Source organism: Acidobacteriota bacterium (assembly GCA_016715115.1).
Lineage (GTDB): Bacteria > Acidobacteriota > Blastocatellia > Pyrinomonadales > Pyrinomonadaceae > JAFDVJ01.
Window position 1 is genome coordinate 602183 of record JADKBM010000011.1, and the last position, 15735, is coordinate 617917.

10 protein-coding genes are annotated in these 15735 nt (G+C 57.5%); 7 read left to right on the forward strand and 3 right to left on the reverse strand.

Annotated features, from left to right (window positions below):
* Positions 1-64: 64 nt before the first annotated feature.
* Entirely contained in the window at positions 65-4150 is a 4086-nt protein-coding gene (locus IPN69_11240; protein ID MBK8811289.1) for a carboxypeptidase regulatory-like domain-containing protein, read from the forward strand.
* A 32-nt stretch (positions 4151-4182) separates the two neighbouring features.
* Here IPN69_11240 and IPN69_11245 read toward each other — a convergent pair whose 3' ends face one another.
* Entirely contained in the window at positions 4183-5673 is a 1491-nt protein-coding gene (locus tag IPN69_11245; protein MBK8811290.1) for a mechanosensitive ion channel family protein, read from the reverse strand.
* 39 nt (positions 5674-5712) lie between these two features.
* Complete coding sequence (locus IPN69_11250; GenBank protein MBK8811291.1) at positions 5713-7020, reverse strand: divalent metal cation transporter; 1308 nt, start codon at positions 7018-7020, stop codon at positions 5713-5715.
* 360 nt (positions 7021-7380) lie between these two features.
* Between IPN69_11250 and acnA the strand changes: the two genes are divergently transcribed.
* The 6 genes from acnA to IPN69_11280 all read left to right on the forward strand — a co-directional run bounded on the left by acnA (position 7381) and on the right by IPN69_11280 (position 14379).
* Entirely contained in the window at positions 7381-10134 is a 2754-nt protein-coding gene (gene acnA / locus IPN69_11255) for an aconitate hydratase AcnA (GenBank protein MBK8811292.1), read from the forward strand.
* An 81-nt stretch (positions 10135-10215) separates the two neighbouring features.
* The gene (locus IPN69_11260; protein MBK8811293.1) at positions 10216-10815 is read left to right on the forward strand and encodes a DUF2059 domain-containing protein; all 600 of its coding nucleotides are present in this window, start codon (positions 10216-10218) and stop codon (positions 10813-10815) included.
* A gap of 438 nt (positions 10816-11253) precedes the next feature.
* Positions 11254-11952: an HAD family hydrolase gene (locus tag IPN69_11265; GenBank protein ID MBK8811294.1), complete on the forward strand. Its 699-nt coding sequence runs from the start codon at positions 11254-11256 to the stop codon at positions 11950-11952.
* 81 nt (positions 11953-12033) lie between these two features.
* Entirely contained in the window at positions 12034-12723 is a 690-nt protein-coding gene (locus tag IPN69_11270; protein MBK8811295.1) for an ABC transporter ATP-binding protein, read from the forward strand.
* Positions 12720-13994, forward strand: coding sequence for an ABC transporter permease (locus tag IPN69_11275; protein MBK8811296.1), 1275 nt, complete (start codon positions 12720-12722; stop codon positions 13992-13994). Before IPN69_11270 ends, IPN69_11275 begins: the two co-directional genes overlap by 4 nt.
* A 64-nt stretch (positions 13995-14058) precedes the next feature.
* Positions 14059-14379 carry a YbjQ family protein gene (locus IPN69_11280; protein MBK8811297.1) on the forward strand — a complete coding sequence of 107 codons (321 nt, stop codon included), beginning with the start codon at positions 14059-14061 and terminating at the stop codon, positions 14377-14379.
* A gap of 275 nt (positions 14380-14654) precedes the next feature.
* Here the strand turns inward: IPN69_11280 and IPN69_11285 are convergent, their stop codons facing one another.
* Positions 14655-15725, reverse strand: a complete 1071-nt coding sequence (locus IPN69_11285) for a hypothetical protein (GenBank protein MBK8811298.1) — start codon at positions 15723-15725, stop codon at positions 14655-14657.
* Positions 15726-15735: the final 10 nt, after the last annotated feature.

Here is a 15735-nt window from a genome sequence, read left to right on the forward strand (position 1 = left end):
CCCGTTAACGGTAAAAGTGTTTCACGGATCGTTTTTTCGGCGTTTTCGCCGAAAAGGAGGCGTTATGTGCGGTGAAAAGGGTACGGATGGACGGCGCGTTGCTTCGAAGACGAATTCATCCCGATTTCGTGTGCGAGCGATCATTATCGGTTTTTCGGTTCTCGCGTTCATCTCGACGCTTGTGGCGGCGTCGTATCAAGGATCTTGGCGGGCCGGCGCGGAGGCCGGACGGCGCGCCGGCAGTTTGTCGGCGATGCCGGTTCCGGATCAACTGCCGGTTTACGGCGGCGAGGCCGAAACGGTAACCGCGAGCCTCGTTCAAACCATCGACACGTCACTGTTCTCACCCGCGAGCCCCGACCCGGCCGGCATCGCCTATAACCCGACTCTTGACCGCCTGATCGTCGTCGACTCCGAGGTCGACGAGACAACGGGCGCGGGCTATCACGGCGTGAATATGTGGCAGATCACGCGGAACGGAGCTGTCACCGATAGCGGGACGACACTCGTCTGGGGCGGTATCACGAATGACGAACCGACCGGAGCCGACTACGATCCGGTGACAAACACGTTGTTCGTTTCGACGGACCAGCCGAGCGCGACCTGCCGGATCTATCTCGTGCAGCCCGGCGCCGACGGACGGTTCGGTACGGCCGACGACGGCCTGCGGACGATCAACACCAACCCGATCATCGGAACTTCGTCACCGGACACGGAAGATCCGGTCTTCGATCCGGCGACGGGGCATCTGTTCTTTCTCAACGGCCAGACGACGCCGGTCAACCCGCAGGTCTTCCGGATCGATCCGGTCAACGGCATCTTCGGTGACGGCGACGATGTCGCAACCCATTTCGATATCGGCAACGGCGCGATCGACGCCGAAGGACTTACGATCGATGAGGCGCGCGACACGCTGCTCGTCGGCGTGCTGAATTCGCCGAGTTCCAACAAGAAGATCTACGAATTTACCAAGGGTGGAACGCTCGTCCGGATCATCGACGCGAGCGGGATCGCCGGACTGAGATATCTTTCGGGAATGACGATGGCGCCGGCCAGCAACGGCTCGGGCAGGTGGAACATTTGGATCGTCGACCGCGCCGTCGACAACGACAGCGTCCCGACCGAGAACGACGGCAAGCTCTTTGAGATCTCGGTTCCGGCGGGCGGCAACACGCCGCCGGTCGTGACCTCGGTCGCGGCGGGCCCGACGGATCCGAAAACGAATGATGTTCTGACGGCGACAGTCAATGCCCGCGACGATGACGGCAACCCGTTGACGTTCGCGTATCAGTGGCTCAGGAACGGCTCGGCGATCATCGGCGAAACCGGCTCGACGCTCGATCTTTCGGTTCCGGGCAACGGCGACAAGGGCGACATCATTTCGGTTCGCGCGACCGCATCCGACGGGACCGCGAGCAGTACGCCGCGTACGTCCGCGGCGATCACGATACTGAATTCGGCGCCCGTCCTGAACCTTTCCGACCTTTCATATCCCGAAGGCGCGGCGATCAGCGTTTCGGCCGCCGCGACCGACGCCGACAATGACTCGCTGACGTACAGCGCCACGGGCTTGCCGGCGGGGCTCAGCATCGACTCCGCGACCGGACTCATCACCGGCACGATCCCGGCCGGAGCGAGAACCGGCAGCCCGTATGCGGCGGTGGTCACGGCGCGCGACCCGGATTCGACGCGGACTGCTCCGATCAAGCAGATCCAGGCGATCACCAACAACATCACGCCGAGCGGGGTCAATTCCGTGACGCTTGCCTACACCTATGCGCCGACTCCCGGCAATCTGCTCATCGCGGAGGGCCGCTTCGGCACCGGCAGGACGCCGACGATGCCCGCGGGCTGGCAGCTCGCGGTCGCGAATACCTTGTCGAGCAGCCCGCGGGCGGTGGTTTTCTACAAGATCGCCGGAGCGGCTGAGCCGCAAAGCGTAACCCTCACCGCGAGCGGGAACGTCTCGTCGATGAGCCTCACGCTTTTCGAGTATGCCGGTCTGAAGTCGGAACAGGCGAGCGTTTTTGACACGGGCGCGGCGAATAATCTTGCGAGCGCTTCGAGCATCTCGAGCGGCGCGACACCCGTCACGACGCAGGCTGACGAACTTCTGATCGCGGGTCTCCACCTCGGCGGTTCGCGCGCTTTCGGCAACACCTGGACCAACGGTTTCAGGTATCTCACATCGGCGAACTATCACGAATTCGCCTACAAGGTGGTTTCGGCGACGGGGAGTTTCGAAACGACCGAATCGTGGGGCGGAACCGCGACCAGCGCCTCGATGACGCTCGCGAGTTTCAAGGGAGCCGGGCCGTTGACGATTCCGGGAGCGGTTGTGACTGACGATTTTGTTTGGATTGTCACGCCGCCGGCGGTCAGTCTGTCGGTCAGCTCAGATAACGGAAGCGAGGCGGCGGGGACTCAAATAACCGTTACCGCAAATTCTTCGGCCGCGGTAGTCGGCGACCAAACGGTCAGTCTCGGCGTCTCGGGAATGAACGTCACCGCCGGCGATTACACGCTGAGCGGCCAGACGATCACGATCCCGAACGGTGCGGTCATCGGAACCGCAACTTTCGGGATCGTCGACGATGGCCTGGTTGAGGGAACCGAAACGGCGACGCTGACGATCTCCGATCCGTCATCCGGAATTGTCCTCGGATCCCCGACCTCACGAACGGTGACGATCGCCGACAACGACCTGCCGCCGACGACGACGATCGATTCTTATCCTCCCGACCCGAGCAACGATTCGTCGCCGACATTTACCTTCAGCGGTACCGACCCGTTCGCCGCCGGCAATTTCGACGCGCCGTTGTCGTTCGAATGCCGTCTCGGAACCGATGCGTTTGTACCGTGCACCTCACCGGTCACTTACGTCGGACTCGCCGATGGCGTTTACACGTTCGAGGTCAGGTCGATCGACAACGCGGGAAACATCGACCCGACGCCCGCATTCCACAATTGGCGGATCCATACTGAATTGCCTTCGATCACATATGCACCGCTGGCGTCCACGCCGTCCGTCGATGACATTCCGCTGATCGTGACGGCGACCGATGATCTCGGGATCGATTGGGTCTCGGTGAAATACTCGGTCAACGGCGGGGCTTTCGCATCGAGCCCGTGTTCGGGCAGCGGTCCGTACAACTGCGCGATCCCCGGAAACGATGTTGGAAGTGCCGTCGCCTATTATGTCGAGGCCTGCGATCTGGCGGGAAATCTGACGACCGATACCGGACCGACAAGCCCGAATCTTTATTCGGTCGGCGCGGCGGGCGTGCCCGAGGGAACCTACGCCCACATCGCGCTTTCGAACGGTTCGTGGCTCGGCGGCAATGTGCTCGTTATCGAGGATCTCGCACTTGGCGGCGTAATATCGACCGGCGCGCATACGCTCTCGATCGGTTGTCCGGCGACGATCACGCCCGCTGACGACGAGGGCAAATACGTGAACGGCGGCTTGGAAAAGATTTTTTGCGCGAGCCCGGAAACCTTCAAGTTCCCGATCGGAGAGAACGGATACGCGCCGGTCGAAGTGATCGTCACGGATCTCGGCGCGAATCCTTCTAGCCTGACGATCAGATCGTTCGATGCCGGACTCACCGGCTTTGATCCGCTCGAGTCTCTGACGCGCAACTGGCAGATCGATGAAACGGGTGAACTGACGGCGACGTTGAGGTTCTTTTACCCGGCCGTCGATGCCGTCGGCAATGAGGCGAATTATCGGGTCTGGCGACGCGAAGGCAACGGATTTGACACGGATATGTGTCTCGCGCCTTGCGTCGATGCCGTGAACCACGTGATCGGCCCGGTCGCGGGTTTAACGTCGTTTTCACGCTGGACCGGTGCCGGGCCGCTCGTGCCGACCGCGGCCAACGTTTCGATCGCGGGGCGCGTCCTGACATCCGCCGGACAGGGAATCAGGAATGCGACGGTGACGATCGCGGGCGGCGGTCTCACGGAGCCGATAACGGTCGTGACCGGTTCGTTCGGATACTACAAATTCGAGGGGCTCGAGGCGGGCGGGGTCTACGTCGTTTCGGTAAGTTCGAAGCGATTCGTGTTTGCCGTGCCGAGCCGCGTAGTCGGCGCGGCAGACGATGTCACGGACCTCGACTTCGTGGCGAACGGCCCGCCCGAATGATATCGTGCGGCAGCCCGGCCCTGATTGCGAAATCATTTGAGGCCGAAGAACTTTCGGATCGATTCGAACACCCCTGACTTTCCGGCCTCGCCCGACAGCGTGATCGCTGTCGAAGCCTCGTGGAGTTCGGCGCGACGCGCTTCGATGATCTCGCTGAAGCGCTCGACCAATTCCGGGTCGTCTTCAAGGATCGGCTTCAAAGTGTCGTGCGTGATCTCGAGGACCTCCGTTTCCTCGAGGGCGATCACCGTCGCCGCCCGCGGTTCACCCGTAAAGAGCGCCATTTCGCCGAAGAAATCGCCTTCGGCGAGCCTCATTACCTCCTTCGGTTTGCCTTCTTCGCGGATCTGGATCTTGACCGAGCCACGATGGATGATGAACATCGAACTGCCTTCCTGGCCGCGGCGCACGATCGGTTCGTCCGGCGAGAAGATCTTCGAGACGACCTTTTCGGCAATGCGACGCGTTTCGTCGTCGGTCAGCGGCGCAAAAAGCGTCACTTCGTTAAGCCGCAGAAAGATCTCGCTGAACATTTCGGCGGAATCAGGCTCGAAGGGTTGTTTCTCAAAATGAAGCGTCCGCGTCGGAAACGCGAAATGGATACCCTCTCTCTGAAACGCGTACCAAATGCGCTGTCTGACAAGCGCGTCCGTATCGTTGAACTTCGAGTAGTCCTCGAGCCAGTATTTCACTTCGTAATCAATCCCGTTGTCGCCGAGATTCCTGATCCGCACGATCGGCCGGAACTTCGGCGAAACGTTCTCGGCACGGGACACGACATCCCTGATCAAATGGATGGTCTTTGTCGGCGATTTCGAATAAAGCGTGTTGAAGAAGACGAGCCGGGCGTTCAGATTGTCCTTCGGCGCGACCTCGATGAATTCACGACCGAGCACCGCGTTGCTGATGACGACGATCTTGTTCTGGAACGTTCGGATCTTCACGCCGCGCCACGAAACCTGCTCGACGACGCCCATCCAGCGGTTGTTCTGAAGGTTGATGACGTCGCCGACCTGAAACGGCTGGTCGGCCTGAAGCGCGATCCCGGCGAAGAGGTTGCCGAGCGTGTCCTGCAACGCGAGACCGACGACGATCCCAAGAATCGTCGATCCGGTAAACAGCGGCGCAAGTTCGACCTTCGGGTACTGCGATTGGAAGATGATGAAAAAGGCGACGATCGAAACGATGATCGAAACAACCGACTTTATCAGCGACGACACCTCGCTTTGCGTCGAGTTCCGAAGCAAAATGTTGAAAACAAAGAAGTTGACGTAGCGCACGAACATAATGACGAGCGCCATCCAGAAGAATATCTTGACGATATGGAGGACATTGAGAACCAGGCTGACGATCGTCTGACCGACCTGCGTCGCCATCGCGCCGCTGCTTTCCATTTCGGGGAACTGCGCGCCGAGATAACTTCGAGCCGTCTCGTCGGACGGTGTCAGGAGCAGCAGGATCGTGATGATCCCGGCGTAGAAGATCAGAACGAAGGTCTTTTTTCGGAGTTCGGAAATCGCCATAAAAATTTGAAAATTCGCGCCGGATTTTGGGTAAACGGATTAAAACATATCAACGATGACTTTTCCAATCAACATCAGCGACAAGGTGGAAACGACCGCCGTGATGAGCCAGGCGACGATCTTGAAGATGACTCCATTCGCGTGTTCGCCCATGATCTCACGATTCGACGAGAGCGAGACGATGGCGACCAGAATGAACGGCAGCAGTACGCCGTTGATGCTTTGGGTAAAAATAAGAAGTTTGATCTGCGGGATATGCGGAATCATCGCGACGACCATCCCGACGACGATCAGCGCGGTGAAAATCCCGAGAAATATCGGCGCCTCGCGAAACGAACGCGAGAGTCCCTTTTCAAATCCGAGTGCCTCGCTCAGGCTGTAGGCGGTCGCCAGCGGCAAGACTCCCATTGCGAGCATCGCCGCACCGAAAAGCCCGATTCCGAAGAGATATCGTGCATATTCGCCAGCGACCGGAGCGAGCGCGTTGGCGGCGGTCGCGGCGGAGTCGATCTCCGTCACCCCGCGGAGATGGAGCGTCGCGGCCGTGCAGATGACGATGAACGCCGCGATCAGGCAGGCGAAGATCGTTCCGACGACGACATCTGCGCGGGCGAGCGGCAGATCTTCTTCGTCGAGCGCTTTTTCGACCACCGACGACTGAACATAGACCTGCATAAACGGCGTGATCGTCGTGCCGATGAGCGCCATCACGGTGAACAGATAACCGGAATGCATTTCGAAATTCGGTTCAAGAAGCTGTGTGCCGACATCAGACCAGACGGGTCTTGCGAGAAAGGCGGAGATTACATAGCCGAGAAAGACCAGTGACATCGCGAGGAACACCTGTTCGACGCGTTTTTGGGTTCCCTTTACGACGAGCCACCAGATCAGTCCGGCGGTGAGCGGAATCGTCAGGTAGCGGGGAATTCCGAAAAGCTCCGAGGCTTGGGCGATGCCGACGAATTCCGAGATGATGACGCCCGTATTCGCGATCAATAGCGCAAGCATGATCAGCGCCGTCCAGCGAACGCCGAACTGCTCGCGAATGAGGTCGGCGAGCCCCTGGCCGGTGATCACACCCATCCGGACGCACATTTCCTGGACGATGATCAGCGAGATCATCATCGGAATGAAGACCCAAAGGAGCGTGTAACCGTAGCCGGCTCCGACCGTTGAATATGTGGCGATGCCGCTCGCGTCATTGCCGGCGTTGGCGGCGATGATTCCGGGGCCGAGAACGGCGATGTAGGCGACAAGCCTGTAATTGGAGAGATTACGACGGATGCGCGCCGGAATGCGCGCCAGGCGTTGGACAAATTTTCGCGGAGAAAACCTTGCCAGAAACATTCTTACTACTATCGCCGTCGTTCATTATGTTGAAGAAAAGTCCGCGGAACGACCGTGTTTCAGGTCGCCAGGCCAAAAGCCTTGAGTTTGTCAGTATTCCCGGACCGAACTTTGACTATAGCCTGTTTCAAACGATTCGCAAAGCCCGTCTCCGGCTTTGCGCGGGACGCCTTGGGTTTCGGATATCCGTGGATTCCCGGCCGCCGGCGAGGGCTTGCCGGGATATTAATTAGCCTGAGAAATCTGTCCGGTCGGTCAGATGAAAAAAATTACTAAAACTAATTAACGCTTGAGTTTTCGTTAAGTGAAATCTAGAATTGCAGTTTGACGAACGACAACTTTTTTCTCGGATTCAAACCTATGACACACAATCTCTTCAACACGCGGCGAACCTTCAAAACCGGATCAGGCGCCGACGGCATTTACTACTCGTTACCGCAGCTCGAAGCCGAGGGCGTCGGCCGAATCTCGCGGCTGCCGGTCTCAATTCGAATCGTCCTTGAATCGGTTCTTCGGAATTTTGACAACGGGCGAAAGGTCAGCGAAGAAAACGTCCGGGCGTTGGCGAACTGGGCGGCGAAGTCCGAGCGGACCGAGGAGATACCGTTCGTCGTCGCGCGCGTCGTGCTTCAGGATTTTACCGGCGTTCCGCTTCTCGTTGACCTCGCGGCGATGCGTTCGGCGGTTGCGAGAATGGGCCGGAATCCGGAATTGATCGAACCTCTCGTGCCGGTCGACCTCGTCGTCGATCACTCCGTCCAGGTTGACTTCACCGCGAGCGAGGACGCGTATCGCGTGAATCTTGAGATCGAATTCGATCGCAACGCCGAGCGCTACCGGTTTCTCAAATGGGGAACGCAGGCGTTCGATTCGTTCAAGGTCGTGCCGCCGGGAATCGGGATCGTCCATCAGGTCAATATGGAGTATCTCGCGCGCGGCGTTTTCGAACGCGACGGGGTTTTCTTTCCCGACACGCTCGTCGGAACCGACTCGCACACGACGATGATCAACGGGCTCGGGATCGTCGGCTGGGGTGTCGGCGGCATCGAAGCCGAAGCCGGAATGCTCGGGCAACCCGTGTATTTTCTGACGCCGGACGTCGTCGGCGTTAACCTTACGGGAAAGCTCAACGAAGGCGTGACGGCGACGGACCTCGTCCTGAGCATCACGGAAATGCTGCGCGCCGCGAAGGTGGTCGGGAAGTTCGTCGAGTTTCACGGCGAGGGTGCGCGAAATCTGGCGGCCACAGACCGGGCGACGATCGCCAATATGGCGCCTGAGTATGGGGCGACGATGGGCTTTTTCCCGTCGGACGAAAAGACGCTCGACTATTTTCGCGCGACCGGACGCACTGACGAACAGATCGCGACGATCAGGAATTACTACGAGGCGCAGGGGATCTTCGCGATCCCGCTCGCCGGCGACGTCGATTACTCGGCCGTGCTCGATCTCGATCTCGCGACGATCGTGCCTTCGGTTGCCGGACCGAAACGTCCGCAGGACAGGATCGATCTTTCGAACCTGAGTTCGAAGTTTGCCGAACTGTTCTCGAAACCGGTCGCCGAAAACGGCTACGCCAAACCCGCGGAAGAACTCAACAAACGGGTCAACGTGGATATGACCCGGGAGAATCACGACAACCGCATAATGCCGATGTACGGCAACAAGCAGATCCGGGCTACGGAGGTCGGGGTCGGCAACGGCGACGTGCTGATCGCCGCGATCACCTCCTGCACGAATACGTCGAACCCGAGCGTTATGCTCGCGGCCGGGATCGTCGCCAAAAAAGCCGCGATGCGCGGAATGCGCGTCGGGCCGGCGGTCAAGACATCGCTCGGACCCGGATCGCGCGCTGTCACCGAGTATCTCGAGAAGACCGGGCTTCAGCAGTATCTCGATGAGGTCGGATTCAATCTCGTCGGATACGGCTGCACGACCTGTATCGGCAACTCGGGACCGCTTCATCCGGCGATCGAGCGGGCGATCGTCGAAAACGACCTGATCGCGGCGTCGGTTCTGTCCGGAAACCGCAATTTCGAAGCGCGCGTTCACCAGAACATCAAGGCGAACTTCCTTGCATCGCCGCCGCTCGTGGTGGCGTATGCTCTCGCCGGAACGGTCAACAAAGATCTTACAAAGGAACCGGTCGGCAAGGACCGGGACGGCAACGACGTCTATTTGGCCGACATTTGGGCGACGTCCGAGGAGGTTGCCGAAGTAATGATGGCGGCGTTCGATGCCGAAACCTATCGCCGGCTCTACAGCGACTTTGCCGAGCAGAATCCGCTTTGGAATTCGATTCCTTCGTCGGTCGGGTTGATCTACGAATGGCAGAGAAACTCGACGTATATTCAGGAACCGCCGTTTTTCAAGAGATTCTCGATGGAGACCGGTCATTTTGCAGACGTACACGGGGCCCGGGCCCTGGCGGTTTTCGGCGATTCGGTAACAACCGATCATATTTCGCCGGCCGGAGCGATCAAGCCTGATTCGCCGGCGGGCCGTTATCTTCAGGAACGCGGGGTCCAGCCGCCCGACTTCAATTCCTACGGTTCGCGACGCGGCAACGACCATATTATGCTCCGCGGCACTTTCGCCAACGTCCGGATCAAGAATCTGATGGTCGCCCCGAAGGAAGGCGGCTACGCGATCCATCGGCCAAGCGGGCGAGTCGCGGCGTTTTTCGACATCGCGAAAAAGTACACCTCGGACAAGGTGCCGATGATCATTTTCGGAGGCCAGGAATACGGCACCGGAAGTTCGCGGGACTGGGCGGCGAAGGGAACCAGCCTCCTCGGCATTAAGGCCGTGATCACGCAGTCGTTTGAGCGCATCCACCGTTCGAATCTGGTTGGAATGGGCGTTTTGCCGCTGCAGTTCAAAGACGGCGAGAACGCCCAAACGCTCGGGATCGGCGGCGATGAGACGTTCGATCTCATTGGGCTCGAGGGAACCGATGTCAAGCCCCGCCAGGACGTGACACTGCGGATCCACAGGGAGGACGGGACGACGCAGGACGTTTCGTTGACGCTTCGCATCGACACGCCGATCGAGGTCGAATACTACAAGAACGGCGGGATCCTGCCGTATGTACTGCGCCAACTCCTGGCATAGGGCGGAAGGCCGGCGCCTCATTGCTCAACAAATCGTGGAAAACGCGGTATCATCCGAGAAGACTTTGCTTGGAGGGGCTATATGAAACGAACAGTTCTGATCATCGCGTTGCTGGCCGTCGGTTCGATCGCGGCGGGCGCCCAAACAACGGTTTCGGAGGACAAACGCGCCGACCTTGTAGAGCTTGTTAAAATCCTCAATTCGCACATAAATTCGAACGATTTTATTCAGGCCTTCCTTCGCCAGCAGGATGTGGCGGAAAACGAGATCATCAAATCCGTGGTTGCCGAACGAAAAGATCTTTCGGCGTCCGAACGGAAGAAACTGGAGCAAATACTCTTTGAAAAACTGAGCAGGGACCGCGAGACTTTCAGGAACCGCCTTATCGAACGAGTCAATTTCAACGAAATGGTCGACGAGATCACGATGCTCGCCTATGACAAGTTCTATACATTGGACGAGATTCGCGACCTGATTGCGTTTTACGGCACGCCGACCGGAATTAAGACCCTCAAAACGGCGCAACCACTGATGCTCGAGTCGATGGAGTTGGCGCAGAAGATAATACTCCCGAAGGTTCTTGAAGTAGTCAGTGAGCTAAACGAAGAGTGCGAAGAGTCTCTTAGGAAGACGGCTGAGCAGCTGAAACCGATGCGAAAGGACACGAGACGGCGAAAGTGACCGCCAAGAATAAGAAAAGGTCAGACGCACCGGGCAGTCTGACCTTTTTTGATTTGAAACGCGATCCGCGGCTAGGCCGCGACCGGGAGGTTCGGACGCGAGTCGAGTTCGAAAAACTTGACCGGAACCGCGCCGTTTACTCTTTCCTTTTCCTTTCTCATTTCATACCATTTGTCGCAATGCGAACAATAATAAAACTTGAACGAAAGATCGGTCGTCTGAAAATTCAATTCTAATTCGTGGTTGCAATGCCAGCAAAACATCAAGCTTGCCCTCCTTAACGTATTGTGTTCGTTCAGTATTTTAGCACAAAATATGGTGGCCAAGGCAAGACTTTTTTTTCGGCCGCGGGCAATTTAGGTAAACCATTGCAACTGCTTTGATTAGCAGAATTCGTTCGGTTATGATTGCCCGAATGGACGAACCGGAACAAGAAAAATGATTACTGCGATTGCCTTTGACGCCGACGACACGCTCTGGCACAACGAGCGGATCTTCATCTCAGCCAAGGAAAAATTCAAAACGCTTTTGGGGCGGTATCACACTCCTGATTGGATCGAGCAGCGCCTCGACGATACCGAGTCGCGCAACATCGCGCACTTCGGTTATGGGATCAAGGGCTTCACGCTGTCGATGATCGAAACTGCGATCGAACTGACCGAAGGCCGCGTCGCCGGATCCGAGATCACCGAGATCCTCGGGTTTGCACGGTCGATGATGGCCTCGCCGATCGACGTTCTCGAAGGCGTCCGCGAGACGGTCGAGGCTTTGGCCGGAAAGTATCGTTTGATGGTCATTACTAAGGGCGACCTTTTTGACCAGGAGACGAAGATCGCGCGCTCCGGACTCGGAGACTTTTTCGACGCCGTCGAGATCGTCTCCGAAAAACACCCGGCGGTCTACAGCGGGATTCTGGCGCGTCACCGGATCGCTCCGTCCGCCTTCCTGATGGTCGGAAATTCGCTCCGTTCCGATATTCTGCCGGTTGTCGAGATCGGCGGGCTTGCGGTTCACGTTCCTTATGAGACCGAGTGGTTTCACGACCGGGTCGCGGAGAATGATCTTCGCGGCAAGAATTTCGCGACGCTCGAACGGATCGCGCAATTGCCTGATTGGATAACCAGCCGAACCGGCTGATTTCGTTGGTCACTTCGGAAAGTTGGACGCGCGGCGAACATTTCTTCAATCATTCACGTATGAGCATCATCGTTCAATGAAATGTTAAAAGCCACAGATCTGACAAAAATCTATCACCAGGGACACGACGAGTTTCGCGCTCTTGACGGCGTTTCGGTCGAGATCGCGGACAACGACTGTCTCGCGATCGTCGGCAAATCCGGGAGCGGGAAATCGACCCTGATGCATTTGCTCGCGTGTCTCGATTCCCCGACAAGCGGATCCTTGACGTTCGACGGCGAGGAGATCTCGACGTTTTCGGAAAGGAAGCTCAATCGGTTTCGAAACGAGAAGTTCGGTTTCATATTCCAGCAGTTCTATCTCAACGGCCGCGATTCGGTCCTCGAAAATGTCGTGCTTCCCTTAAAGATACGCGGAATCGGGACGAACGCACGGCGAGCGAGCGGGATGGACTTTCTCCGGGCAGTCGGCCTCGAAGACAAGGCGAAGAAGCCCGCAAAAGATCTCTCCGGCGGTGAAAAACAGCGCGTCTGCATTGCCCGCGCGCTCGCTTCCGAACCGCGCGTGATCTTTGCGGACGAACCTACCGGCAATCTCGATTCGGCGACCGGCGAAATGGTCGAGAGCATTCTGTTTCGGCTCAACCGGGAAAACGGCATCGCCGTCGTGATCGTCACGCACGACGGGGAGTTGGCGGCGAAATGCTCGCGAAAGATCGAACTCAAAGACGGCAGGATAATGGCCGAGACGCGCTCGGGAGACGCCAAATGACACTCAAAGACCTCATAATCACGGCGAACCGCAATCTCTTGCGCAACAAACTGCGAACCATCCTGACGGTTCTTGCGATCTTCGTCGGGGCGTTCACTCTGACCTTGACGAACGGGCTCGGTGACGGACTCAAGGACTATATCGACAAACAGATCAAGAATTTTGAAGGGAACGACATTCTTTTCGTGCGGCGTAAGTTCGAAATGCCGAAGAACAAGGCGGAAGGCGATGTCAAAGAATACCGCGAACAGCAGCCGGAAAACGAGGAACTCGACCCGAATTCTGTGGTCGTCAGCGTCGATCAGATCGAAGCGCTCGCGAAGGAATTTCCCGAGATCCGTTCAGCGTCGCCGAATTTTGGCGTGCAGGCCGAATATCTTTCGCTTGACGGTTCGATGAAGTACGCGGCCAGCGTCAACGCGCTCGGTCGCGGGATCGTGCAAAAGATCGAGGCCGGCAGCCAGATCAGTGGCGACGACCAGATAATTCTTCAGTACGGGATCGCGAAAGCGATGTCGGCTGACCTTGGCAGTTTGATCGGCCGCGAGGTCACGCTCGGTTACAAGGCCGGGAATCCGGCGACGATGAAAACGAAGCAACTGAAGATAGTCGGCGTTGCCACCAAGGGAATGATGACATCGATGTTCTCGGCGATCGATTCGAAGACGGAAAAGGCGATCTACGACGAGCAGCAAAAGGATTCGGCGAACTACAACAGGATCTTCAATTTCACGCTCCAACTCAACACGTCCGACGCGCTCAAGATCGAAGAGATCAAGAAGAAACTCGACGCCAAAGGATATGAGGCAGAAACATTCGCGGATCAGAGCAAACGAACGAACGACGCCATCGGCATCTTTCAGATCGGAATGAACCTTTTTGCCTTCGTCGCGCTGCTTGCGGCTTCATTCGGAATCATCAACACGCTCGTCATCGCGGTGATGGAACGGACAAAGGAGATCGGTCTCCAGAAGGCGCTCGGGATGGGGCGCGCGAAGGTTTTCTTTCTTTTTTCGCTGGAATCGATCCTGATCGGATTCTGGGGCGCGGCGTCGGGAATCGTCGGGGCGATGATCGTCGGAACGGCCGGCAACGCATACGCGTCAAAGTATTTTCTGGAGTCATTCGAAGGATTCAATCTGGTCGCGTTCCGGCCGGTGTCGCTGCTCCTGATAATGCTTCTTATCGGTTTCATCGCCTTCATCGCGGGTGTCGTTCCGGCGTATCGCGCAAGCCGCCTGGATCCGATCGAAGCGTTGCGGTACGAATAGTTTCCGGGCTTGCCGCGACGGTCTGGAAGATGTAGATTCAGGATATGGATTGGAGGGCAAGACAATGATCATTACGACCGGAAATGAGATCGCGGGCCACGAGATCGTCGAATATCGCGGCGTCGTGCGCGGGATCGTCGTTCGCGCCACCGGAATCGGCCGCGGCATCGTCGGCGGCCTGAAATCGATCGTCGGCGGCAACATCGAGGAGTTCACGCATGTTTGCGAGAACGCGCGCCGCGAAGCGACGAGCCGGATGGTTCAGCACGCCCACGAGATCGAGGCCGACGCGATCATCGGAATGCGCTTTGACTCGACCGAGTTCTCGCAGGGATGCACCGAGGTCCTCGCCTACGGAACCGCCGTCAAGATCAAACCGGTATAGATTTGGGATTGGGGATTGGGGATTGGGGATTTGGGATTTGGGATTTGGGATTTGGGATTTGGGATTTGGGATTTGGGATTTGCGATTCCAGATATTCCAAATTCCAAATTCCAAATTCCAAATTCCAAATTCCAAATTCCAAAGCCCAAATTCCAAATTCCAAATTCCAAAGCCCAAATTCCAAAGCCCAAAGATCAAAGCCCAAAGATCAAAGCCCAGAAATCGCAAATCGCAAATCGCAAATCGCAAATCGCAAATCGCAAATCCCAATCCCTTCAGGCCATTTTCGCGCCTTTGCCTTCGCGGCCGATGCGCATATCGACGAGCCAGTCGAGCCAGCGGTACTTGAGGGTCTTCGGTGCCAGGAACTCCGTGATTCCGATCGTCTTGCGCGGCTTCCCGTCGCGCAGCGTGAGCGTCATTTCGGACAGGAACCGCAAATAGAAGAAGCTTGAGTCGATGGTTTTGATGTGCTTGACCCGCAAACGCACGCTGTCCTCGGTAACAAAGGTCATTCGCTGCGGGAACTTGATCCCGAAGATGTCGCGTTTTTGATGGAAGTCATTGAATTCGGCGTTTCGCTCGCGAAGTTCGCCGTCCCGGACCGTCAGGAGTTTTGTGACGCATCCGCCGTTGTGGCATTCGTTGTAGCGATAGAAGACTGCCGTCGCATCATTGAAATGCGCGCGACCCCATTGCCAGTCCGAAACGGTCGCCGGAAGCCAGCGGTCGTCGTAATTGTGGTCGTGGTAGCCGGTGCCGCGAAACTGGAGCGTGTCGGTCGGTGTTCCCGACCCGCTGATTATCGAAACCTTGCCTGAAACGTCTGCCCGCGGAGCGACGAGGTTCCAGTGATGGGCGCCGTCGACGCTGTCTGACTGGCGGAAATCTCCCTCGACGGTCAGCCACTCGAAGTTGGCCTCAAGCTTGAAGTTATTATAGAGTTGGGCGTTGATCGAGATCTGGTAACCGGTGCCGTAGGGGGCGGTTCTTAATTCGAAGAAACTTCCGCCGATCCGACAGCGAGGTTCGGTGTCGCCCGCTTCAAATTCGTGCGGCTCGAACTCATTGATGGCCCGGTAAAGGATCTTTCCGTCCCGATAATAAAAGAATGCGATCGCCGGAATCCGCGCCTGGTTCCCGTCGTTGTCCGAACGATTGTAGCGCGGTGAAAAAATGAAGTTGTCGAGGAAAATAATGACGACTGCATCGCGCCCGTCATCGCTCAACGCGTCGAAGTACCACCATTCATAAGCTTTGGCGTCAGTCTTTTTATGCCAGACGTCGTTGGTGATGCTTGACGAAAAGCGGAATTTTTCGAGCGCGATGTTATCGTCGGCGTGCATTTCGTCGTGA